Here is a 25,657-nt window from a genome sequence, read left to right on the forward strand (position 1 = left end):
CATATTGTTATCTATTATTGGTAGATTATCATTGTATAATTGGCGCGATTTTATATAAAGTAGCGCGTAGCGGTGTAACCGTTAATATTTTGATTATTATTCTGATAATAATAGAGCAGCGCTATTAATAATGCATTTAGCACGCTTGGCGCATTGTGATGTGGTAAATAAGATATGGTAATTACGATTGATTCAGTAGTGACAATATCTTAAAGGAGCCACTTGTCTTGTCAGCAGATTGGTAGGTACAGTACGATTTATGCAGCAATCATCTCATTCCTCACAGTCTTGTTCATTAGCGGTGGCGACATCTTCGTCGTCATCTACACTATCGTCTGCTGATTCTGTAGCGTCTTCATCGAGCTTGCAGCAGATATATACCCAGATACCGCGCGTACGTCCAAATACGCCGCTGCTTGATGCTATCGATACGCCAGCAGATCTTAAAACTCTAACCACCAAACAGCTTATTACTTTAGCTGATGAGCTGCGCCTGTTCCTATTATATTCCGCTGGTCAAAGTGGTGGTCATTTTGGCGCAAACCTTGGTGTCATTGAGTTGACCATTATATTGCATCACTTATTAGATGCGCCTAATGATCAGATCGTTTGGGACGTGGGTCATCAAGCCTATGCCCATAAGGTATTGACAGGGCGGCGTGAACGCTTGAGTAGTATTCGGGCCAAAGATGGTCTGACTGCTTTTCCTGAGCGTGCAGAATCCGTATATGACACCTTTGGGGTCGGGCACTCTTCCACCTCAATCTCAGCTGGCCTCGGAATGAGTTTAGCCTTACGTTATCAAGGACGTCCGCAAACCGTTGCCTGCATTATTGGTGATGGAGCAATGACTGGTGGTATGGCGTTTGAGGCGATGAATGATGCCGTACAACAAGATGCTGATTTGCTAGTCATTTTAAATGATAACGATATGTCGATATCGTGTTCTATTGGCGGGTTTTCGCGCCATTTAGCGATGCTGTGGGAGTCCGGTTATCAGGTCGATATTAGTGATACTGGTGAACCTATACTGTGCCATCGTCCTGATATGCAAGCCTTTAGTCGTCGTAAACGCCATAAACAGCAGCGTGATGTTCCAAAGATAGAAGATAATTTATTTAAAGCTATTGGTTTTACTTATTTTGGTCCGTTCGATGGACATAATATCCCTGAGCTTTTGCGCGTATTGACGCTAGCCAAACAGGTTCGTGGTCCCGTGCTGGTACATATCTATACCACTAAAGGTAAAGGTTTTGCGCCTGCAGAAGCTGATCCTGTTGGTTACCATGCTATAAGTAAATTAGCTGACGAAGATAGTGATTCAGCTAATAGTTTAGAGAGTAATAAAGTCTCACAGAATCTGCCGTTACCTTTAAAATACTCACAGGTATTTGGCCAGTTCTTGTGTGATAAAGCGGCACAGGATGACAAGTTGCTAGCGATTACCCCGGCTATGGAAGCGGGTTCTGGGATGGTTGACTTTGCTCGACATTTTCCAGAGCGTTTCTTTGATGTGGCAATTGCCGAGCAGCATGCGGTTACCTTAGCGGGCGGCATGGCTACCCAAGGCGTTAAGCCCATTGTCGCCATTTACTCTACGTTTTTGCAGCGCGGTTATGATCAGCTGATTCATGATATCGCCTTACAAAATCTCGACGTCACCTTTGCTATAGATCGAGCGGGTTTCGTTGGTGAAGATGGCGCTACCCATGCTGGCGTGTTTGATTTTGCCTTTTTGCGCTGCGTCCCTAATATGGTTGTCGCTGCGCCAAAAGATGAGAATGAATGCTACCAGCTGCTCAATACTTGCTATGAATATCAGGGCAGTACTGCCGTGCGCTATCCGCGAGGCATGGGTACTGGGGCTGTGATTCAGCAACCACCGCAATGTTACAGTGTCGGTAAGGCCGTGGTAGAAACCGTATTAGGTGACGATAATGCAGTTATTAAATTAGCTTTATTAGCCTTCGGTACTATGGTGGCAACCGCCGAGCAGGCCGCTGAAAACATACTGTCTGAGCACCCTAATTGTCAGATTCAGGTGGTCAATATGCGCTGGGTCAAGCCTTTAGACGCGGATTTAATCGAAGATTTATTAATTCAAGGCGTTACTCATATTGCCACTTTAGAAGAGCATATGATTATGGGCGGTGCGGGTAGTGCGGTAAATGAGCATCTGCTAAATTCGTCAGCCGCTTATAAAAATAATCGCCCCGCTATTCGTAATATCGGTATTCCTGATCATTTTGCGCCTCATGGCTCGCAAGCTGAACAATTGGCTGATAGTGGTTTGGATGTCAATGGGGTAGTTGGTCAACTTAAGCAACTGCTGTCATAAGACAAATTAGTTATTTATCGCCAAAAATTTTATCTAGAATTAGGATAAAATAGCGCCTACTTTGCCGTAGGCGTTTACTGTTTTACAACTTGCGCATTAGCTGATGGTGGTCCGGTTTCGGTCTGCCCGATGATAATTGTGGTGTCTTTTAGAAAGCAGTCATCATGGATAGCAAGTTCTTTAGTTATTAGTTGTTACTCACATATAAATTTTCACTTACTATTCATTAATTTTATTCACAAGTTTTACTCACCAATAAGATAGGTTATTTATGGAACCCATGGTCGTCATCGCAGCGCGTGCTGCTGAAAAAGTTGGTGCGGAGATTTTAAATGCGCATCAAAATCGTCATAAAATTGAGCTAGATATTGAATCTAAAGGGCTAGACGGTCTAGTTACCCGTATAGATCGCTTTAGTGAAGAGCTTACTATCGCTACTCTAAAAAGCAGCTATCCAAACCACTCGTTTTTAGGGGAAGAGTTTGGTATGCAAGAAGGCCGCGGTGAAGATGCGGACTGGTGCTGGATTATTGATCCACTTGATGGTACCAAAAACTTTGTGCATGGTGTACCGCAGTTCTGCGTATCTATTGCTGTGCAGCATAAAGGCGTCACCCAGCACGGAGTAATTTACGATCCGGTACGTGACGAGATGTTTTCAGCCAGCCGCGGTAAGGGTGCGCGTCTAAATCAGCGCCGTATCAGTGTTAGTGAGCGTAAAACCATTGATGGTGGCTTATTTACCACTGGTCATCCGCTTGAGCGTAAGCGTAATGGCGAAGTTATTTCTTATGCCAAAGAGCATTTTGAAAGCTTACAAAAGGTTAGTGAAGCCGGTGGCCAAATCCGCCGTCTAGGTTCTGCTGCGCTAGATTTATGCTATGTAGCGGCTGGTCGTTTTGATGGTTATTTCGAGATGTCTATCAAGCCTTGGGATATCGCCGCAGGTGAATTAATCGTTACTGAGGCACGCGGAGTAGTGGTTGATCATAAAGGCGCGCATGATTCCATGACCACCGGCTCTATTTTTGCTTGTAATGTAAAGCTGTTAAAACCTTTAATGCAAATAGTAGTCCCAACATGGCGGGATGTTATTTAGTAGGTTATTGTAGTAGATTACATTAATATAAAAAATATTTTTAGCCACAAAAAAAGCTGATTTCTTAAAGAAATCAGCTTTTTATTTTGCTTATCTTTTAGGTTACTCACGCAAGCCTAGAGTTTTTTCTTCACTGATATTCTCTAATACGCCAATCTCTGCCTCGATCAGCTCCAACATATCTTGCACGTGAGGCAGCGCCTTACTACAAGCGGTAATGCAGAATTCTATTTTATCTAAATAAGTAGCAAGGGTAATATTCATCGCTTGCCCATCTACTAGTATAGAAGCTGGATATAAAGCTTTGAGAGGTGCGCCATTCCAATATAAAGGTTTTTTAGCGCCAGGAACATTAGAGATAATGAGGTTAAAGGCTTGTTTTTTAGGAAATAAACCGGTCAAAACATTAATACCTTCCCAAGCATAAGCGATGGCGCTGTAATTGATGACTTGCGCTTGATTCATACGCCGAAAACGGCGTTTACCGCTGCTCATAGTGCTATGAATAATATTTACTCGATGCATAGGATCATTCAAATGGGTGCCTAGATTGGCTAGCAAAAATGAGAGTTGATTGCCGGTTGCACTGTTATCGTTACGTAGCGATATCGGCACAAAGGCAATCAAGGGTTTGCTAGGTAGAGCATCAAGGGTTAGTAGGTAATTACGCATCGCCCCTGAACAGACCGCCAATACCACATCATTCATACTAACATTGAGATTATCAGCAATACTGCGAAAGCGTGACAAATCATAAGACTGGGCTGCAATCCGGCGCGAAGCAGAAATACGCCGATTTAGAATACTCATGGGCGCATCAAAAGTGCCGACATAATCCTCATCGCCATGATGTTTAATATTGTCTATTAGCTCAGTAAATACCGGTTTGATAGTAGAGAGCTGCTCTTTAATGATACGCCTGATAGAACGATCAGCGGGAATTATAGCGTCAATTCGAGTACGATGACGAGCCATTAGCGACCATACTGGCAGGGTCATAGGCTCATTAGCTGACTGCGATAGCGACTTCTGCACTAAACGCATAGCAGCGATACCATCAACCAAGGAATGATGGATTTTAAAATATAAAGCAAAGCGCTCCGGGCTGCTTTCAGTCTCAGGAGCTATGCCTTCGATAACGTGACACTCCCATAAGGGCATCGCACGATCAAGCAAGCGCCCATGTTCTTTTGAGACATACATCAATAGCTCACGGACCCGTGCTGGTCTGGGTAACGCCACATGACGAAAATGATGCTCGATATCGAAATCTTCGTCTTGCTTCCAAAATAGCAGATGTTCAAGTACTTGGTTAAAAGGAAAGCTCGGAGGTACTTTAGACGTTTGCATTTGCTGTACTAGCTGATAGACAAAATCACTATCTTCACCTTGAGCATCTGCAGGTAACTCAAATAAGAATAAGCCGCCAACATGCATGGGCTGTTTACGGGATTCAAGAAGTAGAAATAATTGATCGACTGCCGTCAACAAGCGCATGGTCTGTCCTTTTAAGATAGGCTTTCATTGCTTCTAACACTGAGGATCATGACCTTTATTGTCATTAATAACCTGCGAATATTAATAAATAAGCGTTATGAAAGGCTTGTTAATCATATGAAACAAAATGTTATTATAACAAACTCATAAGCGTATAATTATAATCTTTACCCAGTTTAACCATTTAGTCATTAGCGACTTAACGCCCTATAAGTGATACTAAATGAAATAGGTTATAACGCCAGACTGGAAAAACTTTACTTGGTGCTGTGTCGTTGCAGCCAAAGACTGCGCAAAATTGGTCCCAGTCTGACTGTACCTTTTTTATATTGACCAAACCATACTAAAGCTGCACTAGATTTTTATAATTCTAACTACCTACGATTTAATTCAACTCCAATCAGGTGCCCATTATGATGCCATTGCCATACAGTTTTGCAAAACGCCATCAGGTTTTGGTCATTATGGCTATCGATCCTGGACTGCCACCGACGCTGGTATTGACCAAAGCTACCCCATTGTCTGCTATCAATGAGGCGGTACGGTTTTTACAGCAGCAAGGGGTGCACAGCGTACCGCATTATGAAAGTGTCAGTAGCGATGACTTTGAGAAGCGTTTGAACGCCGCTTATGCCGGTAATACTGGCGAATCCCAACATATCGCAGCGGGCCTTGAGGATCATCCTGATTTGGATAGTTTGGCCGATAGCGTGCCCAAGACCGAGGATTTGATGGACAGCCAAGACGATGCGCCTATTATCCGGCTGATAAACGCATTATTGTCCGAAGCCATTCGCCTGAACGCCTCAGACATCCATATTGAAACCTTTGAGAAGCGCTTAGTTGTGCGCTTTCGGGTAGATGGTGAGCTTAAAGAAATCATTACTCCCAAGCGTCAATTAGCGCCTTTATTAGTCTCCCGTATCAAGGTTATGGCCAAGCTCGATATCGCTGAAAAACGGGTACCGCAAGATGGGCGGATTAGTCTGCGTTTGGCTGGTCGTGAGGTGGATGTGCGGGTATCTACCTTGCCATCAAGCTTTGGTGAGAGGGTAGTAATGCGCCTGCTGGATAAGCAAGCGGGGCGTTTAAACATGACCTATTTAGGATTAGCAGATAAAGATTATAATGGGCTTAAGCGTTTGATTCATCAACCGCATGGGATTATTTTGGTGACGGGCCCGACCGGCTCTGGTAAAACCACCACTCTTTATGCTGCTTTAACCGATCTAAATGATCAGACCCGTAATATCTTAACCGCTGAGGATCCTATTGAGTTTCAGCTGGATGGTATCGGGCAAACTCAAGTTAATAATAAGGTTGATATGACCTTTGCCAAAAGCCTGCGTGCCATGCTGCGTCAAGACCCAGATGTGGTGATGGTTGGTGAGATTCGAGATATTGAAACCGCTGAGATTGCCGTTCAAGCATCGTTGACTGGGCATTTGGTATTATCAACACTACATACCAATACTGCTATTGGGGCGGTGACGCGCTTACAAGATATGGGCGTTGAGCCGTTTTTATTATCCTCCTCACTTATTGGGGTTGTGGCGCAGCGCTTGGTACGTACGTTATGTATTCATTGCCATAGCTGGCAAGTAGCGGATAGTGAACAAGCTAAGTTGTTTGCTGAGATTGGTATGGATAGCCATACTGCGATTAATTTACCGCAAGCGGCCGGCTGTGATAAATGCAATCAGTCTGGTTTTATAGGGCGGACGGCTATATATGAGGTGGTACCTATTGATGATACTTTGCGGCGGATGATTCATAGCAATGCGGCAGAGTATGAGTTGGAGGCTTATGCACGGCAACAAACGTCTTCTATTCGTGCAGATGGTTTGCATAAAGTTATCGCCGGACAGACGACTTTAGAAGAAGTGCTAAGAGTAACCAAACAAAGCGCCCTAACTGAGGACGCTTTGATTGTCTAAAGGTTCATTTAAATGGACATTTAGGCTTAGACATTTAAATTTAGATATTAACTATTTTGCTGCCATACATTCGATCTCTACGCTAGAGTTAATGGCTAAATCCGCCACGCCAAAAGCTGAGCGTACCGGATAAGGCTTAGCAAGCTCGGTTTTATAAACTTCATTAAAGTCGCCAAAATCATCCATGTCCTTGAGCATAGCCATACATTTGACGATATCAGACTTTTGATAGCCATATTGCAGTAATACGCTATTGATATTGTCCAGTGCTTGCTTGGTTTCAGCTTTGACACCGCCTCTAACTAATTTACCGTCTTTAGTGCCGATTTGTCCTGACATATATAGTGTATCACCAACGCGTACCGCACTAGAAAAAGGATATTCGCCGCCATCACCATAAAAGATAGGCGCTGATTTACTGACGTTAGCTTTAGCAGGAGCTGCGTTAGCCGTGGTAGCCAGCCCTAATGAGCAAGCAGCCATTAATACTGCTGATGATAAGGTAGTGATAACTTTATTATTGTAAAAAGCCATGTTAGTTTCCTTTTTTATCTTGTTTATAATACTGAATTTATTTCTCTTAAAAACTTTGCTTTTAAATGTTTAGGCATCAAAACCTAATCCTAACTAGCTGATTCTAAATAAGCTTTGCTAAACATTTATCAACAAGTCTTCTATTTTGCCTACATTCAGACTTAATTTCAGTATCAATATCTTTACCGGTTTCATTGTCAGTATTAGTAATAGGAGCTTATTCGCCAGTGCCTTCTTCTTTTTCAAAGCTCTGTTCTTCAGATTTATTGTCATTTGCAGAGTCCGTTGTTTCGAGGGTCTCATCAGTATCGCTATGGTTCTTACCTTGGCGACGTGCTTCTAACTCAGACTTAGGAATCCATGCCCAGGTCATCTCAACCGTGATAGGGTCGCGTACGCTATCTGACTGGCGATCATGAATGACACAAGGAATGACCATCTCACCTTTAGGGGTGTTTAAAATATCTAAGCGCTGCTCATCAGATAAGGTAGCGACTGCGGCTACTTGTCCCTTTCTAAGGGGGCGATAAAAGTTAACCGAGTAAGATTTGATCAGTAATATACGATCAGAAGGCAAGTTTAAACCTAATATAAATCCTGTAGCTGTTTCTGCTAGTAAAGTAACAGCGACCGCGTGGATGGAGCCGATATGATTCTGTACCGGCTTGTCGTTGTTCAAGCTGACCACTACTTGATTGGGCTCTACGGTCTCATAGCAAATGCCGGTAGTGCCTACGTAAGGAACTACTTTGCCAAATGCTTTGGACAAAACCTTTGTACGCGCTCCGGCTGGCAGGTATTTGGTGATAGATAGCAGTTTGGTAAATTGGTTATTAACCGGTTTTAGCTTACTAGTAGGCTGCTCTGTTTTTACGCTCGACGGTGTGCTGAGGGCGTCAGATATTTTGGTGGGTAATTTGGTCGGTAATTTATTTAAAAATCCTGACATGATCTATTCCTCAAATTGAGCGATTAATATAGAGTTTTTGTATTACGTTTTAAGAGCAAAGATTAGGCTGAAAAATTAAGGCAAAACGATTAAATATACATAAGGCAGCTGACCTATTAGCATGACTTATTATTTACAAGTTTAGCTATTTACTATTCTGATTGTAGCTATGATAACATCAACGCAGCTATAGATTATCACAGTTATAAAATGGCCGTAAAGCAATGCTTATGTTGTTGACTCTGTTGGGTCATGTAAATCCAAGCTATTGTTTATTATTATATTTATTTACTTATACCGCTGTTATATTTGCCCCTAAAGTCGCTAAATGCTGAGTCGAATTATGAATAATAATCCAAAAAATATTATCTATACTGGGGTGGCAGGAACGGGCAAGACCTATCAATTATTACAAATCGCCAAGCGATATACAGACTATTTACCTCCAGTAGATAATAGCGAGTTACTAAAGCAGCTGCTGGAGCAATTAGGCTGGCGGGACGTCATTTGTCTAATCTTTCTAGACTTAAAACAACAGCAGCAGGAGTTGATAAAAGTACCGGAGATTTTAGCGCATGAGTTTTTTGTCGAAAAGGCGGCGCAAAACGCTCGCGATAAGAACCTAAGCAATACCGCCTGGTCAGTGCTACAAATGCATAGCCCAGCAAATTCGCAGACCGTTACCTACAAGAATCGTGCCAGCCAAGCTTATTTTGACAAAGATTATAGTGGAGCGTGGTATCTACTGCCTGAGAGTCTGCCATTATTGACTGAGCTCTCAGAGCAGCTGGCTGAGTTCCGTCAGGCGCAACTAACTAATCAAGCTAAAACTACCCAGCGTTTTAGTATGGTGAGCTTTCATCAAGCCTATGGGTACGAGGAGTTTGTCGAAGGGATTCGTCCGGTGATAGCTAGCAACCGTCAAAGCAATCATCATGAACAAAGCAATCATCACGAAGCAGCCAATCAGATGCATTACGCTATTCAAGACGGTGCTTTTTTGCAGCTATGCCAGCGAGCCGCTAACGATCCTGAACAGCGTTACGCCATACTTATCGATGAGATTAACCGGGGTAATGTCGCTCGGGTATTCGGCGAGCTCTTGAGTTTGATAGAGCCGGATAAGCGTGTAGGTCAGAGTAATGCTATGCAGGTGAGTTTAGCTTATTCAGGACGAGCTTTTGGCGTGCCTGCCAACGTCGATATTTATGCCACTATGAATACTCAGGATCACTCTTTGGCGCCGCTCGATGTGGCATTACGACGGCGCTTTCGCTTTATCGATTGCCAGCCAAGGCCTGAGTTATTACCTACTATCGAGGTGTCTACTATCAATAGCGATAGCGCCGCTTCTGCTTACGATGCTACCGAGAACCTTAATACTAAAAACACTATTGATTTAGGCAAAATTTTGGCAGGATTGAATCAGCGTATTACTCAAACTTTAGGTCAAGAAGCTCAGCTTGGTCATGCCTTTTTATTTAATATAAAAAATTTGGTACAGCTACAAACGGTATTAGTCGAACAAATTATTCCGCAATTGGTACAAGTGACTGGCGGACAGTTGCCGCTATTGCAGTATCTGTTTAATGATGAGCAGCAACCTATTAATGCGCAGTTTATCCAAAACCCTCAAGCATTTATAAACAATACCTTAAACAATCCGTCCGATAGTCAAAGGTTTGGGGGACAAAATGACTTTGTAGGTCAAGCACTATTAGGTCAAACATTAGCGAATGCAGGTTTTATTATTAATCCGGAGCTTGTTGCCCACACTGGTGAGTTTGCTAAACCCTATGTTTATCAGCGTTTGTATTGATATTAATGATTAATAATAGAGACAGTGCTACGGACAAAGTTACTTTGAGTATATCTTCCCAATCCGTGATGAGCGTATTTGAACATCAGCGCTTAGTAGTGCAGGATTTTGCTTATGCTACAGATTTCGACTGGTTATTAACCCAAGAGTTTGCCGTATTTTCGATTAAGCGTCAGCAGGGACACTGGCAGCTTAAAGTGGGGCATTATATTGGGATTGTTATGCTACCTAGCGGTATTACCCTTGAGATATTACCCAAACCTATTGCCGCAGAGCCTAATGAGCCTGTCTTACGAGGTGCTAAAGACGCTGCCAGCTTCACAAATCGTTTATCACCATCAAATATCAGCAAAAGCAACGATGATATTGCGCTGACTCGGCAATGGGTGCAGCAAATGTTAAGTGATCTACTATTTATTAATAATGGTAAACCGCCCTCCGGCAAGCACTTAGAGCAGCTGAGTAATCAGCTCTTAGCGCTATCTAATCAGGCGCCACTGCCTTTATCAGAGTGGCTGGTTGCGCAGTTTTTGCAGCTATTAGCTGGTTATCAGCCCCTACGGCACTACCAAGTAGAGATGCGTAATCAGCCTATGCTTCAGGGCAAGTTAGTCATTAAAGAACAATTGCGCCGTAACCCCCATCAGCCGCATAAGTTTGTAAGTGAGGTTAGTCATTTAAGTAAAGATATGCTGGCTAATCGACTGATCAAAACGGCGCTGCACTGGCTGCAACCGTGGCGCACTAGCTTAGAATTATCGGCATGGCGATCGATAACTGCTCTGAATCAACATGAGTTACGCCAGCTTGAGAAGATCTACCTACAAGCTAAGCGAGAGCTGACAGTACAGCCGATAACTCAGCAGTTATTGCGAGCTGCGCAAAAGATATTAGATTTGGCTTACTGGTTATTACGACAAGCAAATATCAATACCGGTAGCAGCCTGAACCCAGCAAGGATGCACTCACAAGTGCCGTCCCAGCCGCGTCTGTGTCTACTGATCAATATGAATCAAGCCTTTGAGCAGTGGGCGAGTCAGCGTGTAGCTAGTACGCTTAATCAGCAGAATAATAACTACCAACCGCTATACCAGTCGCAGCATAGTTGGCTACAAGACAAATCAGGACAGACTCGCTTGTCTATCCGGCCTGATTTACTAATTTACCATACGATTGACCCGTCCTTGAACAAAGAGGGCGCTATTGATAGTCGTACTGATAATGCTTATTCTAAGCGGGTCTATAGCCATGTTATCGATATAAAATGGAAATATTTAGCGCCATCATCGATAAGTACCAGTGACGCTTACCAGCTGAGTAGTTATGCGCAGGCTTATCAAGCAGAGCAAGTCTGGTTGATATATCCGGTCATAGGTAATACAATACAGCCGGTAGCATTGCAACAGACGCTGCATGATAAAACCATAACCAATGAGCTATGGTTGATGCCTTTTAATGTTTTAACCGCTGAGTTGAATAATTAAAAAGGTAGAAAATAAGCTATTAAAGAAGTATTTTAGATAAAAACGTGTTTTTATAAAAATATTTAGAAATAGCAGTTGACATAACAGGCTTTACCCCTTAATATATGCACCTCGATAGCGATGATAGTTAAGCAGTTAACGACGTAGTCAGCAATTGATTAACGATTATCCTAGAGTAGCAAAGATAGAATATATCGGAGTGTGGCGCAGTTTGGTAGCGCATCTGGTTTGGGACCAGAGGGTCGTAGGTTCGAATCCTATCACTCCGACCATCTATTTTAAGAGCCTTACAGGCTTTTTTTTATGTATAATAGTTTTGTTCTAGATATTTTACATGATATCCTTAACAAGCTTGATATATAAAAGGCCCTTAAGAGCGCCTGTAGCTCAGCTGGATAGAGCATCTCCCTTCTAAGGAGGTGGCCGCAGGTTCGAATCCTGCCAGGCGCACCATTTAGCCTGCAAATCTTGCTTATTGTTGGCAACAGTTATGGCGGTTGTAGCTCAGTTGGTAGAGCCCCGGGTTGTGATCTCGGTTGTCGTGGGTTCGAGTCCCATCAGTCGCCCCATTATTTATTCTATACTCCCTTCTAGTTTGTCTTACTATAAAACCTTCATTTAACATAAAATTAACGCTTGCCTCTTTTGGCAAATTTTTGTGTTTGTACTGCTGTGTTTGACTGCTTATAAGTATTCGACTTATAAAAGCCGATCTCTTATCTACACCTCTTACTTACTCTCCTCCAAACCTCTTTTTTACTCTTCTTCCTGCTTTTAAACTTGCTTAGAGCGTATCGAAATAACTATCAAAAATATAATTATTTCAAAGACTTAAATGTTTCAGTCTTTATCGTCCTTTTTTTATCATATATCGTATTTATTCTAGATTATTTAAGCTTTTAAAGGCTTTAAAACTTATTTAACCGTATAAGTGTAAGTTTTTAAGTGTACACTAGTAATTGTTAAATAATTTTAACTTAAAGTTTAGATTGTTTAATTAATATAGTTAGTCACTAGCGTTTAGCAGCCATAAAATAAGTTCAATTATAGTTTATTTTAAGCCTATAACCGCTCTATATATGGCTAATTATGGATATATTTGCGGTTGACAAGACTGCGTTGATTTTACTAATCTTAGAGTAGGATGTGTTTAGCGTACGTATATTCTTATCCATAGTCCACGATGAAATATTTAGCTTGTTAAATATCTGTCAGGTGGTTACTTTGCTAAGTTTGGTTGATTGCCAATAACTTTTTCAAAGCGGTTGATTGCCAATAAGTTAAGGATGTGAGGGATGGACGCACTCAGCATGTTATTAGAGAACGTGCATTTATGCGAAACAAAATACTATAGTCTAAAAGGTTCGGGTAATTGGTCATACTCCATTACTCGAAAAGATACTATTTTATTTTACTTAGTCATGTCAGGTAGTTTTTGTATTGACGTAGGTGATAACTCACGTAAAGCTCATACTGGCGATATGATTATGATTCCGAATGCATATCAGCATGTCTGTTATGCTCTTGATTATGATGGCAGTAATGCTAAGCCGCTTGATGATATGCTGCTAAAATGCGAAGAGCATATGATTGAGTTGAACGCTGATAACTATAATTCTGCTGAAAAACCTGATTCTTCTTTGATCCTAATTCAATGTCAGTATGATAAAGAGATGATTAGACCCTTGTTATCAGTATTACCGCAAATACTTCCAGATCATGAAGATCAGCCTGAGAGTCGCTTTGAGATACTTGATGTGGGTATTAAGCTTCTGTCTTTAGAGTCTGAACATGAACGTATGGGTAAGACTGCGGTGATCAATCATTGGGCGAGCATAATGATGATTGAGTGTTTGCGCACTCATATTGAGAGCTTACCCGAGGCTACTGATTGCTGGCTACAAGCGATGAAAGATCCTTATTTAACCAAAGCACTGGCAGTGATGCATAATGCGCCCAATCAAAACTGGACGATTCATAAGCTCGCTGAGGTCGCTGGTATGTCGCGCTCAAGCTTTGCCCAGCGCTTTAAAGATGTGGTTGGGATGCCGCCTCTGACTTATTTGATCGACTATCGCTTACGTTTAGCCGCTCGTTATTTGCGCTTACAGCAAAATAGTATCAGCCGTATCAGCGAGATGGTTGGTTACGCTTCAGACTCAACCTTTAGTCAAGCCTTTAAACGGGTCCACGGAATATCACCCAAAGCCTATCGCCAGATGCATCAAAAAAAAATAACGACTTAACTGGTTTTCAAAGTAAGAAATATTTAGATGAAGCGCTAAGGTAAAGTATTCACCTTAGCGCTTTTTTTTAGCCAGTTTTTGGACTGGCTTTTGGTATAAATAGCTATGATGCTGTAAGCTAGAGCTTAGAGGAAGGTAAGATATAATACAAAATGTATTAATTAAAATGTAACGAAAAATATTAAACCCTTCCTATGACCATGCTAGTCAAATGATCAGAATTATTTCACTATCATCAAGGCTGACAATCAGCTTGGCTTCAGGTACTATGGTTTTTATAGATATTTATTTTTACTGGTAATGAGATATTATGACTCAACCGATCTTTGAGCAAAACATGGCCATTAAAGCTACAGACGATAGTATCAACAGTAATAATGCCGATAAAAATAGCAGTAATAGCACGGTAAACCATAATGCTGAGGATAAGGAGCTACCCTTTACTAAGCATCAGGTCTCTGCATTTACTAAGGCAGATTTATTGGCATTATTTACCTTGCCAGCATCTTTATCTGCTGAAAATCCTTGTGCTCAAAGCACCTCTCCTGCGCATACAGATGCGAGTCTCACGGCAGATGTGGCTGCACAGCGCTTGCTGCTCTACCGCCGTCAGCATCAACGGACTCGATTACTCTATCAGGCACCCGCCAGTATAAAACCTACCTATTTGGTACAGTCATTAAAGTTTCAATTTGCTGAATATCAGCATTATATCCTAGCGCAGCAGCTCGATAAGCGTGGCCTTATGGATACCGATAGTCTTGAGCGTCTATGGCAACAGCTGCATGTGGTCGATGATATTATCGCCGATATTGTTCGTCATATGCCAGCACAGCAACCAGCCGGTTGGCAGCTTACCGCACAAGATGGCCACAATCCATTACGTTTACCTACTATTGGCAAATTAAAACATCCTAAACCTATCGCTGATCAAGCGAGTCTTAACAGCTACGTTTTGAGTCATTTTGGGGTCAGCAGTTTCACCTATGATCGTGGTTATTATATCGGTCACGTGATTGGCTATCTATTCAGTTGCTATTATTTCGCTCATCTTTCTATCAGTTACGGGGTTACCGCTCTTGGTGAGCAGGTGGTGGACGGCTATGATTATGCCAGTTTGGAAACCCCGTATATGGTGCGCTTGTTGCAAGGATTAGATGGATATTGTAAAAAGCGTGTGTATCAATTGGCGGTTATCTGTGCACGCTTGAGTGTCTATGCTAGTGACAAGCGCATTGAGAAAATGCTGATAGCCGAGGTCAATGACTTTGATAAAAAACTGCAACAACAGCACCTAGATGTTCTATTACTACAAGGTATGATGCCTGATAGTAGTGACTCTACGCCATTATTTTAGACTCTTCCTATAAATAGCGCTTACCATAGCTTATATATTTACCTTTAGGATATTGCGGTTATGCCTGCTTATCATTATAAAGCGCTTGATGACCAAGGCAGTATCCAAAAAGGACTGTTAGAGGGCGACTCTGCTCGCCAAGTGCGTCAGCAGCTACGAGATAAAGACTGGACACCAGTAGAGATCAGCGCCGTCAGTGATAGGCAAAGCCAGCCTAAAAGCCGTTATAAAAACCCATCTGCCTATGAGCTGGCACTGCTCACCCGGCAGCTATCGGTACTGCTCGCTGCGGGTATTCCACTTGAGGAAACGCTTGCTGCGGTTGCTAAACAATCTCCCAAAACTCATATCAAATCCTTGATGCTAGGTGTACGCTCGCACGTATTAGAGGGCCTCAGTCTAGCCCGTGCTTTGCAGCAAGCCGCCAGCTTTCCGCCTCTATACATCGCTACCATTGCCGCAGGGGAGAAGTCTGGTCATTTGGACTTGATCTTAAGCCAGTTGGCCGACTACACCGAAAACCGCTATGCCCTACAAAAGAAAATACAGGGAGCCATGGTCTATCCGATGGTACTGATGGTGATGGCGATTGGGGTAGTAATGGGGCTAATGAGCTTTGTGGTGCCCAAGATCGTCAAGGTGTTTGAGCAATCCGAGCAGGCGCTACCGCTGATTACGCAAGTGGTGCTTGCTTTATCTAATGTCATCACGCAGTGGTGGTGGCTGATGCTGTTAGTAATCAGCGCTACGGTTTGGTTATTATACCGCTTTGCCAAGACCCAAGCGGGCAAACTGACCATCGATAGCATAGTACTTAGATTACCTATATTGGCACGCTTGTCCAAAGGTCTCAATGCCGCTCGCTTTGCTAGTACGCTGGCGATACTGGTGCGCTCTGGTGTGCCGCTGATTGAGGCACTGCATATTGGCGCTGCGGTAACCACCAATCTACATATTCAGCAAACTATTATCAGCGCCGCTGATCGGGTCACCGAGGGGGCAAGTCTATCAAGCCAGCTGGAAAAATCGAGCTATTTTCCGCCGATGATGGTGCAAATGATCAAAAGCGGCGAGAACTCAGGCGGGCTTGAGAATATGCTTAGCCGTGCCGCTACTATGCAAGAGGCTGAGGCTACTAACTTTATTAGCACTTTATTATCGTTACTAGAGCCGCTTATGCTGGTATTGATGGGGGTAGTCGTGATGATCATTGTCATGGCGGTCATGTTACCTATCGTAAATATGAATGATTTGGCAGGCTAGTCTTAGCTCTATATATAGCCAATTCTTTATAAAAAGATAGTTAAGACCCTAGCTTCATAAGACCCTTTTAATCACTGGTATATCTCCTTATTTCACCACTAATATTACACTTATCTTGCTTAATTTCACTTTAGTTTTCTTAAGCTTTACTTACGTGTTGCATATTATTAATGAAGCCATGCTTTTACTAGGGCTGGGTGCATAATTGGGCTATAGTGACAGCTATGGTTTATCGATAAAATCTTCATTATCATGATGGCCTAATTATTAGTTATCAGCGCACAATAAGGCAAGGCTAGTGCTAGATAAATATGAAATCATAGTCTATAGTAATAATATCTGTGTATAACTGTGATGATAAACTTGATGACTATGAATGACCGCACAACGGGTAAAGAAACTAACCACTCAGTAATTGAGAAAAAGCTGGCGACAGTAGGTTATAGAAGCATAAGTTATAGAAGCCATAGCCAGTCAGGATTTACCCTGATTGAAATTATGGTAGTGATTGTCATTTTGGCGATTTTAGCAGGTTTAGTGGTGCCAAGGGTGGTGGGTCAAAGTGATAAAGCACGGGTCAAGACGACGGAAACTGCATTGGCGACTGTCTCTAATACGCTTGATATGTATAAGATAGATAATGCGCGTTATCCGACCACCGCACAAGGTTTGGATGCGCTGTCCACCCCGCCAGCAGATGCAAAGAACTACCCTGAAGGGGGTTATATCAAAGGCGGCTATCCAACTGATGGCTGGGAAAATGAGCTGCAATATGTTGTTCCCGGCAGTGACAATCGTCCTTATGATTTGTTCTCTTTAGGTGCTGATGGTGAGCAGGGCGGTGAAGGGCTAGACAGTGATATTTATGCTCAACTCTAGAATGCTTAGATTGAGGTCAAGATTATAGTCAATCCCAAATAAATGACATACTTAGCCATACACTGAACGCTAATATTTTTAAAGTGAATCAACTGTCTAGTAAAGTATTCACTGCTAACGATCAATCAATAAAGGGTTATTGGTTGATTTTTTATTGCTAAGTTATTTAGGGCAAGCCCTATAAATAATCACGATATGTAAACTAGTCAATTTTATAAAACAGTACCTAATTATTAACTCACGATTTTCATTTTATATGGGCTCTATCAGCCTGAGCTCTTCAAGAAAGTTCAATACGCTTTAACACTCAAAGGTAGCCCGTTATGTCCATCAAGACTTTAATAACTATGCCCATCTCCACCATAAAACCTACTGCCAAAAGCGCTTTATTCGCTCTGTTGGTAGCCAGTGCTGGTTTGAGCGCTATTCCTAGCCATGCCGCTGGATTAAGCGACTTGTTTGGTAGTAGCGCTAATAAATCGAAGTTTTTGCCAGTAGATGAAGCCTTTAACGTCAATACTAGTACCAAAGCTGGGGCTAAAGGAACGCGCTTAACCATCAAGTTCGATATTACCCCTGAGCACTATGTTTATAAAGACCAGCTGACTGTCACCTTTCCTAAAGGGGTGAGCGCTACACCTTTTACCTTTAGCCAGTCGCCGGTTTCCATTGATGATCCTACCTTTGGACGGGTACCTGTATTTACGCAAAAAACCGTGGTAGCGACCACCACTTTAACTACTAATAATGGTAAGGGTGCCAAGAATGCACCCATCGTTATCGGTTGGCAAGGCTGTGCCAAAGCAGGGTTATGCTATCCGCCTGAGAAAATCAAAACGAAAGTCAACATTGCTACGCCGCGTTAATAATTGCGGAGTAAGTAGTAATAAGTGATAAAGCGCCGCTCGTAAGTCCGCCCAAACTTTAGTAATAAATTAGTAATAAAAAGGTAGCTCTTCATGTCTAGCATGGTGTCAAAAAAAGCCGCTAAAAAGCAGCCTTTCAAAAAAAGGTCGTCTATGTGGGCATTAGCTTTGGTCAGTACCTCATTAATGATAGGACTGCCAACCACTGCTACGACCACCCAAGCTGCAAGCTTAGGGGATCTATTTAGTAGTAAAGGTAGCGCCCAACCTAAATTTCTACCCGTCGATGAAGCTTTTCAGGTCAGTCACAGCGCTCAGCCTACTGCTAAAGGGACGCGCTTAGCGATTAACTTTGACATCACCCCTGAACATTACGTTTATAAAGATCAAATCAAGCTCACCTTGCCAGAAGGCATGAGCGCTAGCCCTTTTACTTTTAATCAGACAGCGGTAACTATCGATGACCCCACCTTTGGGCGGGTGCCGGTATTTGATCAGGCTAATATGGTGGCGACCACCACTTTGACCAATAATAGTGGCAAAAGGGTGGATAATGCCGCGCTTACTATTGGTTGGCAAGGCTGCGCCAAGGCAGGACTGTGCTATCCGCCTGAAAAAATTAAAACCAATATTAGTATTGCAGCGACGCCTCAAGCAGCAGCGGCAACCGCCACCAATGCTAACGCTCAGTCTCAGAACAGTACTTCTACGAGTGCTGCAACTTCACCTGCAGCTGCCGATGCTGCAACCTCTACATCACAACAAGCACTATTAGAAGACGATGCAAATGATGTCATAAATTACGATGCGCTGGAGAGCGACTCTGAAAATAGTGAGGCGGACGATGAAGTTATAGATTATGATGCGCTGGAGGGTAGTGCGGCTACTAATAGCATCTCTGGGGCAGATACCAATACTATCGGCGGGGCGACTGAGAACGCTACGGTCAGCAATAATAATGCAGACGCTAATGGGTTAGAGAATAGTGATCCCTTTGGTTTAGCCCAGCATCCTTGGTTGGCGCTAGGGCTATTGTTCTTAGCTGGCTTGGGTTTGGCATTAACTCCCTGCGTGTTACCGATGCTGCCTATTGTAGCTAACATTGTCGCTCGTCAGGAGAATCCAACGGTTAAAAAGGGCGTGATACTGACTACCAGTTATGCCGTTGGGGTGGCTACAGCCTACGGCATCTTAGGGGCGCTGATTGCCGTATTTGGCGAGTCGTTAGGCATTATCGGTTGGCTGCAAAATCCGATTATCCTGATTAGCTTTGCGATAGTTTTTGTTTTGTTGGCGCTATATATGCTGGGCGTGTTCAGCATTCGTTTGCCTTATGCCATCAGCAGCAAAATGCAAGGGCTAAGCCAAGCGGGCGATAGCAAGCTTGGTAGTGCCGGTGGCAGTTTGGTAGCAGGATTTTTGTCAGCTCTAGTCGTATCGCCCTGTGTTTCAGCGCCATTATTTGGTGCGCTGCTGGCGGTCTCAACCATTGGAAGTCCGCTGCTGGGCTTTGCCGCTTTATTTATGCTCGGTTTTGGGCTATCGGTGCCGCTTATCTTAATTGGCGCCACCCAAGGCAAGATCATGCCCAAGGCCGGCGAGTGGATGAACTGGGTTAAGCAAGGCTTTGCATTATTACTGTTCGCAGTAGCTTTATTGCTGATTGAGCGAGTCTTTATCTCTCCAGTGATGCTGATCGTATGGGCGCTATGGTTCATGGTAGTAGCGACTTGGGCATGGAGCTGGCTGGGTAAAGGGCGTTTATTTACTCAAGCTGTTGGTTTGGTTGCCGGTATTTGGGCGGCGATGCTCATTATTGGGGCAGCGTTAGGTAACGATGACAGTTTGCATCCGCTAGCCTCCTTGAGTGCGCCCGCCGCTATGATGCAGACTACGGGTCAAGTGTCAGCCAATGCCAGTACTTCGGATGAGCACATTACTACCTTAGCAGAGCTGGATGCTATTACGGCCTCTAATCCTAAAGTATTGGTTGATCTGACCGCTGATTGGTGTGTTGAGTGCCGTATTATGGATAAAAACTTATTTCATAATCGTCCTGCGCAAATGCAAGACTGGCAATTGGTTAGACTAGATATCACTGACACTACCGAGGATTCAAAAGCCATCTTAGCCCGTTATCAGCTCTTTGGGCCGCCAACACTACTCTATTATAAGGATGGTGAGTTAGTCCAAAAACAAGTAGGCGAGATTGGTCGACCGGAGTTTGAAAAGACTTTGACTGCATTGAACCAATAACCTAAATCAGCTGTTTTACGCTTAAAGTCATAAACGAGTCAGTAGAAAGTTATTATAACGTTATTGGCTCGTTTTCTTGAATTCAGTTAAGTTGAATTAAATAATGGCTTGCTTGAAGAGAATTCGACGGGTCTTGTATTTGCTAGCGAAAATGCTAGTATAACTCGAAAAATTTCATTACAATAATGTAACAATATCTAACTAACGCCTTAGTGACATTGAAAGTAATGCAAAAATTATCTTTTAATACACTAAGCCTATATGAGTTTCATCCTCACCACTTCTGTTTTTTTATATCTCAGCCAATCCTTTGACACCTTGGTACTATACCAACATAGGGTTATAGCATGCTAATGAGATCAAGGACACTTATGTTTGCCCCCATCAATTCCCAGTACCAGGTACAGCATAATCACGCTTCTAGTCAGCCTAAAAAATTGAGCCGTAAAAAACTGCAGACTCATTTAAGCCTAGCGGTTGGCATTATCTTAGGCGGCATGACTGTGCAAGTAAATGCTGCTAATAATTCTCAAATAGTTTATAAAGAGCTACCAGTAACGGATGCCGCAGTTAATGCTGAGATGGAAGACACCTCGCAGATGGTTTATGAGCGTTTAAAATCGTCCAATGTACCGGTAAAAGATAAAGAGTATGTCGCTAAGCAGACCGAGCTGTTTTTTGAATGTAGAGAAGTTCAGACCAGTGCCGCACGCTTAGCTTGTTATGACAAGGTGGTTGAGCAGGGTAAAACCCCAGGCTTTACGATGAGTAAAAAACCACTAGATTTGGCAAAAACCTTTAGAACAACGATAAATGGTAACCCACAAGTCATACTGGCAGAAGAAGATGCCGCTATCGATGATAGCAATGCTCAAATCGTCCAGAATGAACCTGCTGAAGAGGCTGCTAACGAGCGCCTAGATACCCTTTGGCTAACGGAGCGTGAAGCACAAGTTTTAGAGGATGCGGGCGTTTCGCAAACAGATATTGAAAAATATACCGCACTAAGCTTAGCTTACGACCTTGACCAAAATAGCGAGCGCGGCACTTGGACTTTAAGACCGCATAATCCCAACTATATATTGCCACTATTTTATAGCTTTGATCCCAACCTCACTCCCTCGTCCAGTCGTGTAGGGGAAGCAGGCCGAGAATACACTTCTAATGAGATGCGTAATACTGAGCTGAAGTTTCAGATATCTCTTAAAGCTAAAGTTGCTGAGGATTTGTTTGATACCCGATCTGACTTATGGTTTGGTTACACTCAGCAGTCGCATTGGCAGGTTTATAACGAAGACAACTCCAGACCGTTCCGTGCAACCGACTATCAGCCCGAGATTTTCTTAACTCAGCCAGTGACGGCAAATTTACCCTTTGGTGGTCGCCTGCGGATGTTAGGAGTGGGAGCGGTGCACCATTCAAATGGTCAGTCTGATCCTATATCACGTTCATGGAACCGAGCTTATTTAATCGGCGGTGCAGAATGGGGTAAGCTCACAGTGATACCGCGTATTTGGACTCGTATAAATAATGAGAGCAAAAACACCGATGATAACCCAGATATCACCGATTACATGGGTCATGGTGATTTAACCTTATTGTATGATTTGCCCAATCAGCAAAGCATCAGTAGCACCTTACGTTACAACACCAAAACCAATAAAGGCGCGGCGCAGATTGACTACGTTTATCCCTTAACTAAGAACGTCAATGGTTTTGTGCAGCTATTCCAAGGTTATGGTGAATCTATCATTGATTATAATCACGAAAATACCGCTATCGGTGTCGGCATCGTCCTCAACGATTGGAAAGGGTTCTAAATATAATCAACAAAGGATAAGCGAATAATGCACGATGATCGATGCAGCGTTTAGCCCCTTATCAAATCGGCTTATGGCTGGCAGAGTATCTTAACCTACGCTGTCAGCTTTGCCGTATTTACAAGTCTGAGCCTCAAATTAAACTAGATAGCCTCGCTATTTTTAACTCTTCACGGTTTGCCCATCAGTTTTTTCGGAAAGGCGCTACCGGCTTACTGTGCTCGCACTGTCATAATAGTATCCCTTGGCTTCCGCCTACCTTTCATGTGGATATTGCTGCAGCATCTGCCCTATCTATTCAAGCATCGACTTATTATGATTATCCCATTCGCCAAGCTTTTCGTGCTTTTAAGCATCATGAGGATATGACTAAGCTGCCGCTGTTAGTACATATCTTACGTCAACTACCTAGACCCTATGGCTGTCATGGCGGTAATAGTGTTATTGTTTCTATGCCCACCACCGCTGATCGTTTACTTAAACGTGGGTTTGATCCTGTTACTATACTATCCGCTTATTTATCCAAGCATTGGCAAATACCGTTATGGCACGGGGTTCAGCGTATCGATAGCACCATCAGCCAACAAGGCTTAACCCGTGCTGAAAGGCTGGCGAATCTTGACGTCGCCTTTATAGTGACTGAATCTCCACCGGTCAAACGCTTATTGTTATTCGATGATATAGCGACGACTGGAGCAAGTTTGCAAGCATTGGCTCAAGCCTTATACTCTTCTTCTGCACCAAGCCCAAATCTATCATCAATGCCAGCCTCCTCAAACCTATCCCATCCTCAATTGCAAAAAACTACCGCTGATAGCTATTTTATCTCTGCTTATGCGCTCGCTCACGGTAGTGATAAGTCTAAGTAATAGCTTACAGAGCACGTACGTTGCCACCCTTTATCATCCACATATTTATAACCTCGTCTCTATACTCAGTTTTATCTGTAAGCACTTATCGGTCTGTCCTATCTATCTATTTTACTCATAGCCTGCCAACCGCTCATATCTTAAAGCCGCTGTTATAAACATCATGCCAACCTCTAAATTCGTGGAATGATTATTGCAGCGAATAAAGTATTAATTTTCACAGCTTTAGTGAATTAGCTAAGCTGCGATATACCCAGCATTGACTAGGATTTAGATGTGAGCGTGTTTAACCCCGATAATTCAGCCAAGCGCTATAGTAGTGCAGGATTCACTCTGATTGAGCTGATGGTAACCATCGCTGTGTTGGCTATTATTGTGAGTATAGCCACCCCTAATATCAGTACTCAGTTGGCTAATCAAAGGTTGAGGTCTACCACTGCTACGCTGGCTAATGCGCTAAAAGAGGCGAAAGCGGAGAGTATTATTCGCCGGCAAACGATGACAGTAGGCTATAACAATAATGGTACTGCCTCAGGGACTATCAATATTACAGATCCAAGCTCAAATGTAGTAGCTGCTTATCAGTACGATGCCAGTAGTACCATAAAAATAGGTAGCAGCAGTATTGATTTTAAACCTAGTAAAACCGCCGATGCAACGATTTATACCATTTGCGACAGTAATTTAGCTGCTAGCCCAAGGCAGATTGAGGTCACTAAAATTGCCAGTATCACTAATCAGATGGGAGGAACCTGTCCATGAAAAAATTGAGCTCCCAAAGTGGCGTTGGTCTAATAGAGGTATTGGTTGCGGTCTTATTATTATCTGTTGCTGTATTGGGATTTAGTGCGCTACAGATGCGTGCTATTAGTGCGACTGATGAAAGCTTAGTTCGTACCAAGTCATTAACCATAGTCCGTAATCTTGCTGAGGTTATGCGCGCTTATCCAGAGGCCTATGTAAAAGACGGTAGCGCCCCTCCTTTTGAAAGCATACTCTCTACAGAGTTTATTAATTTAACCCCAGCTGAGCGTGCCAAAGTAATGCCAACTATTCAGGCCGTAATGAATAGTTCGGCTACCAATACCGTAACTATCTCGCACGTCAAAACTGATAATTATGGTACTGAAACCACTGTCAATAAGACGGTAAGTATTCTATCAACGGGTGAGAACTGTTTATCTACCACGACCGACACTGTAAATAGCAAAGTTGTACCTAAGCAGTCTTGTACTATTAACGAGCTGGCTGCCCGTGATGCGCTTATGATCAAAAAAATGGCTACCAATGAAGCTATAACTGTCGGTATCGCCACCTGTCCAGGTAGTGCTGCCAATGCTATCCAGCAACAGATGTGTGTCATTACCGCATGGGATAACACTAAAGCGATATTAAATGACACTGATAATGAAGCTTGTGCAAAAGTCGATGGCACTTATAAGACCGGTAGTCACTGTCTAATCTCGGAGACATACTGATGAATAATGACCGAGTGAATCCTTATGGCGCTGAATCTTCAGGTTTTACCCTTATTGAGCTAATGATTGCTTTGGTATTAGGTTTATTGATATCAGCAGCTGTGATACAGGTTTATATCATTAGTGCTCGTACAAGTACGGTGCAGCAGAGCGCCTCTGAAGTACAAGATACTACAATATTTGCGCTACAAGTGCTGGAAGATCACATTCGTTTAGCGAACCTAGGAAATCCTATAAGCAACATCAACGATACGACTCCTCACGGTGGTATTGTGCTGACTGCGAATAATCTAGGCAATAGCAATGCTACCGATGCCAAGTACTTAACAGTAAGTGCTGATAGTAGTAGCTGGACAGGATTATCCAACATTGACGGGGTCGAAAGCGACCAATTGACCCTTCAATATAAGAATATAACCTCAGCACCGTTATATGACTGCGAAGGAGAGGAGATAGCTTCAGGGAGTACGGACTGGGTAGTTGAGCGCTACTTTGTGCGTTTAGCCACAGCGGGATCTGCTACTGATTTAGTGTTGGCTTGTGCTGCTGGTCGGGTTAATGAAGAGGGACAAATAGTCACGGCATTTACTGGCAACGGCGAAGTTATCATACCTGCGGTAGATCAATTCAAAGTATTGTTGGGAACGATCACGGATGTGACGCAGTTGAGCTACTTGCCTGCGAGTACCTACTTAGAGCTCACAGATAAACCAGCAATTACCACAGTTAAGCTTGGCGTTATTGTTCGTAGTACTACCCCGTTGCTAGAAGATCCTGAAAGTGGCTTGGCAGCAGCAGATAAGGGTAAATTCTTGGTGTTAGGGGCTGAACAAAAGTTAAATACCAGTAGCTTGAGCAAAAAACACTATCGACGCAGTTATGAGTCCACTATCGTACTACGAAGTGCCCGTGTCATGTCTGTGACTGGTCTAAAATCTAATGTCACATCACAATAAGAGAGGCGAT

General features: G+C 43.0%; 19 protein-coding genes and 3 tRNA genes. 19 read left to right on the forward strand and 3 right to left on the reverse strand.

Annotated elements, in window-relative coordinates:
• Nucleotides 1-259 precede the first annotated feature (259 nt).
• The gene (dxs, locus tag JMX18_RS11290; protein WP_201587784.1) at nt 260-2,338 is read left to right on the forward strand and encodes a 1-deoxy-D-xylulose-5-phosphate synthase; all 2,079 of its coding nucleotides are present in this window, start codon (nt 260-262) and stop codon (nt 2,336-2,338) included.
• A gap of 271 nt (nt 2,339-2,609) precedes the next feature.
• The gene (locus tag JMX18_RS11295; protein ID WP_201587786.1) at nt 2,610-3,437 is read left to right on the forward strand and encodes an inositol monophosphatase family protein; all 828 of its coding nucleotides are present in this window, start codon (nt 2,610-2,612) and stop codon (nt 3,435-3,437) included.
• A 102-nt stretch (nt 3,438-3,539) separates the two neighbouring features.
• On the opposite strand, the gene JMX18_RS11300 is transcribed toward JMX18_RS11295, so the two are convergent.
• Nucleotides 3,540-4,934, reverse strand: a complete 1,395-nt coding sequence (locus JMX18_RS11300; RefSeq protein ID WP_201587787.1) for a WS/DGAT/MGAT family O-acyltransferase — start codon at nt 4,932-4,934, stop codon at nt 3,540-3,542.
• 413 nt (nt 4,935-5,347) lie between these two features.
• Here JMX18_RS11300 and gspE point away from each other — a divergent pair, with 413 nt between their 5' ends.
• Nucleotides 5,348-6,871 carry a type II secretion system ATPase GspE gene (gene gspE, locus JMX18_RS11305; protein ID WP_201587788.1) on the forward strand — a complete coding sequence of 508 codons (1,524 nt, stop codon included), beginning with the start codon at nt 5,348-5,350 and terminating at the stop codon, nt 6,869-6,871.
• 51 nt (nt 6,872-6,922) lie between these two features.
• On the opposite strand, the gene JMX18_RS11310 is transcribed toward gspE, so the two are convergent.
• Together JMX18_RS11310 and JMX18_RS11315 are read right to left on the reverse strand one after the other, a co-directional pair.
• Nucleotides 6,923-7,405, reverse strand: a complete 483-nt coding sequence (locus JMX18_RS11310; protein ID WP_201587789.1) for a RidA family protein — start codon at nt 7,403-7,405, stop codon at nt 6,923-6,925.
• Nucleotides 7,406-7,622: 217 nt separating this feature from the next.
• On the reverse strand, nt 7,623-8,354 hold the full coding sequence (locus JMX18_RS11315; protein ID WP_201587790.1) for a DUF4442 domain-containing protein: 732 nt from the start codon (nt 8,352-8,354) through the stop codon (nt 7,623-7,625).
• Nucleotides 8,355-8,697: 343 nt separating this feature from the next.
• Here JMX18_RS11315 and JMX18_RS11320 point away from each other — a divergent pair, with 343 nt between their 5' ends.
• The 16 genes from JMX18_RS11320 to JMX18_RS11395 all read left to right on the forward strand — a co-directional run bounded on the left by JMX18_RS11320 (nt 8,698) and on the right by JMX18_RS11395 (nt 25,647).
• Nucleotides 8,698-10,173 (forward strand): McrB family protein, encoded by a 1,476-nt coding sequence (locus tag JMX18_RS11320; RefSeq protein WP_227674645.1) that lies wholly within the window; start codon nt 8,698-8,700, stop codon nt 10,171-10,173.
• Between the two features lie 44 nt (nt 10,174-10,217).
• A complete protein-coding gene (locus JMX18_RS11325; protein WP_227674646.1) occupies nt 10,218-11,657 on the forward strand; it encodes an McrC family protein in 1,440 nt (479 codons plus the stop codon).
• A gap of 195 nt (nt 11,658-11,852) precedes the next feature.
• A tRNA-Pro gene (locus JMX18_RS11330) sits at nt 11,853-11,929 on the forward strand.
• A 104-nt stretch (nt 11,930-12,033) separates the two neighbouring features.
• Nucleotides 12,034-12,110, forward strand: a tRNA-Arg gene (locus JMX18_RS11335).
• 40 nt (nt 12,111-12,150) lie between these two features.
• Nucleotides 12,151-12,226 (forward strand) — tRNA-His (locus JMX18_RS11340).
• Nucleotides 12,227-12,952: 726 nt separating this feature from the next.
• The gene (locus JMX18_RS11345) at nt 12,953-13,903 is read left to right on the forward strand and encodes an AraC family transcriptional regulator (protein WP_201587793.1); all 951 of its coding nucleotides are present in this window, start codon (nt 12,953-12,955) and stop codon (nt 13,901-13,903) included.
• A 310-nt stretch (nt 13,904-14,213) separates the two neighbouring features.
• On the forward strand, nt 14,214-15,260 hold the full coding sequence (locus tag JMX18_RS11350) for a hypothetical protein (RefSeq protein ID WP_201587794.1): 1,047 nt from the start codon (nt 14,214-14,216) through the stop codon (nt 15,258-15,260).
• Between the two features lie 60 nt (nt 15,261-15,320).
• A complete protein-coding gene (gene gspF, locus JMX18_RS11355) occupies nt 15,321-16,523 on the forward strand; it encodes a type II secretion system inner membrane protein GspF (RefSeq protein ID WP_201587795.1) in 1,203 nt (400 codons plus the stop codon).
• A gap of 372 nt (nt 16,524-16,895) precedes the next feature.
• Nucleotides 16,896-17,402 (forward strand): type II secretion system major pseudopilin GspG, encoded by a 507-nt coding sequence (gene gspG / locus JMX18_RS11360; protein ID WP_201588336.1) that lies wholly within the window; start codon nt 16,896-16,898, stop codon nt 17,400-17,402.
• A 323-nt stretch (nt 17,403-17,725) separates the two neighbouring features.
• Nucleotides 17,726-18,268 (forward strand): protein-disulfide reductase DsbD domain-containing protein, encoded by a 543-nt coding sequence (locus JMX18_RS11365; protein ID WP_201587796.1) that lies wholly within the window; start codon nt 17,726-17,728, stop codon nt 18,266-18,268.
• Nucleotides 18,269-18,370: 102 nt separating this feature from the next.
• Nucleotides 18,371-20,524, forward strand: a complete 2,154-nt coding sequence (gene dsbD / locus JMX18_RS11370) for a protein-disulfide reductase DsbD (RefSeq protein WP_406947373.1) — start codon at nt 18,371-18,373, stop codon at nt 20,522-20,524.
• A 371-nt stretch (nt 20,525-20,895) separates the two neighbouring features.
• The gene (locus JMX18_RS11375; protein WP_201587798.1) at nt 20,896-22,344 is read left to right on the forward strand and encodes a phospholipase A; all 1,449 of its coding nucleotides are present in this window, start codon (nt 20,896-20,898) and stop codon (nt 22,342-22,344) included.
• A 41-nt stretch (nt 22,345-22,385) separates the two neighbouring features.
• The gene (locus JMX18_RS11380) at nt 22,386-23,213 is read left to right on the forward strand and encodes a ComF family protein (protein ID WP_201587800.1); all 828 of its coding nucleotides are present in this window, start codon (nt 22,386-22,388) and stop codon (nt 23,211-23,213) included.
• Nucleotides 23,214-23,489: 276 nt separating this feature from the next.
• Nucleotides 23,490-23,975, forward strand: coding sequence for a GspH/FimT family pseudopilin (locus JMX18_RS11385; protein ID WP_227674648.1), 486 nt, complete (start codon nt 23,490-23,492; stop codon nt 23,973-23,975).
• Complete coding sequence (gene pilV, locus JMX18_RS11390) at nt 23,972-24,691, forward strand: type IV pilus modification protein PilV (RefSeq protein ID WP_201587801.1); 720 nt, start codon at nt 23,972-23,974, stop codon at nt 24,689-24,691. The genes JMX18_RS11385 and pilV overlap by 4 nt, the downstream gene beginning before the upstream one ends.
• The gene (locus tag JMX18_RS11395) at nt 24,691-25,647 is read left to right on the forward strand and encodes a PilW family protein (RefSeq protein WP_201587803.1); all 957 of its coding nucleotides are present in this window, start codon (nt 24,691-24,693) and stop codon (nt 25,645-25,647) included. The genes pilV and JMX18_RS11395 overlap by 1 nt, the downstream gene beginning before the upstream one ends.
• Nucleotides 25,648-25,657 lie beyond the last annotated feature (10 nt).

It is taken from the genome of Psychrobacter jeotgali (assembly GCF_904846315.1).
In the GTDB taxonomy this organism is placed as follows: Bacteria; Pseudomonadota; Gammaproteobacteria; order Pseudomonadales; family Moraxellaceae; genus Psychrobacter; species Psychrobacter jeotgali.

Coding starts and splice junctions, on each gene's coding strand:
- JMX18_RS11345 (WP_201587793.1), top strand. CDS start 12,953: ATGGACGCACTCAGCATGTTATTAGAGAACGTGCATTTATGCGAAACA.
- JMX18_RS11310 (WP_201587789.1), bottom strand. CDS start 7,405: ATGGCTTTTTACAATAATAAAGTTATCACTACCTTATCATCAGCAGTA.
- JMX18_RS11315 (WP_201587790.1), bottom strand. CDS start 8,354: ATGTCAGGATTTTTAAATAAATTACCGACCAAATTACCCACCAAAATA.
- JMX18_RS11380 (WP_201587800.1), top strand. CDS start 22,386: ATGCAGCGTTTAGCCCCTTATCAAATCGGCTTATGGCTGGCAGAGTAT.
- gspG (WP_201588336.1), top strand. CDS start 16,896: ATGAATGACCGCACAACGGGTAAAGAAACTAACCACTCAGTAATTGAG.
- JMX18_RS11395 (WP_201587803.1), top strand. CDS start 24,691: ATGAATAATGACCGAGTGAATCCTTATGGCGCTGAATCTTCAGGTTTT.
- JMX18_RS11295 (WP_201587786.1), top strand. CDS start 2,610: ATGGAACCCATGGTCGTCATCGCAGCGCGTGCTGCTGAAAAAGTTGGT.
- gspF (WP_201587795.1), top strand. CDS start 15,321: ATGCCTGCTTATCATTATAAAGCGCTTGATGACCAAGGCAGTATCCAA.
- JMX18_RS11300 (WP_201587787.1), bottom strand. CDS start 4,934: ATGCGCTTGTTGACGGCAGTCGATCAATTATTTCTACTTCTTGAATCC.
- gspE (WP_201587788.1), top strand. CDS start 5,348: ATGATGCCATTGCCATACAGTTTTGCAAAACGCCATCAGGTTTTGGTC.
- JMX18_RS11365 (WP_201587796.1), top strand. CDS start 17,726: ATGTCCATCAAGACTTTAATAACTATGCCCATCTCCACCATAAAACCT.
- JMX18_RS11350 (WP_201587794.1), top strand. CDS start 14,214: ATGACTCAACCGATCTTTGAGCAAAACATGGCCATTAAAGCTACAGAC.
- JMX18_RS11375 (WP_201587798.1), top strand. CDS start 20,896: ATGTTTGCCCCCATCAATTCCCAGTACCAGGTACAGCATAATCACGCT.
- dsbD (WP_406947373.1), top strand. CDS start 18,371: ATGGTGTCAAAAAAAGCCGCTAAAAAGCAGCCTTTCAAAAAAAGGTCG.
- dxs (WP_201587784.1), top strand. CDS start 260: ATGCAGCAATCATCTCATTCCTCACAGTCTTGTTCATTAGCGGTGGCG.
- pilV (WP_201587801.1), top strand. CDS start 23,972: ATGAAAAAATTGAGCTCCCAAAGTGGCGTTGGTCTAATAGAGGTATTG.
- JMX18_RS11320 (WP_227674645.1), top strand. CDS start 8,698: ATGAATAATAATCCAAAAAATATTATCTATACTGGGGTGGCAGGAACG.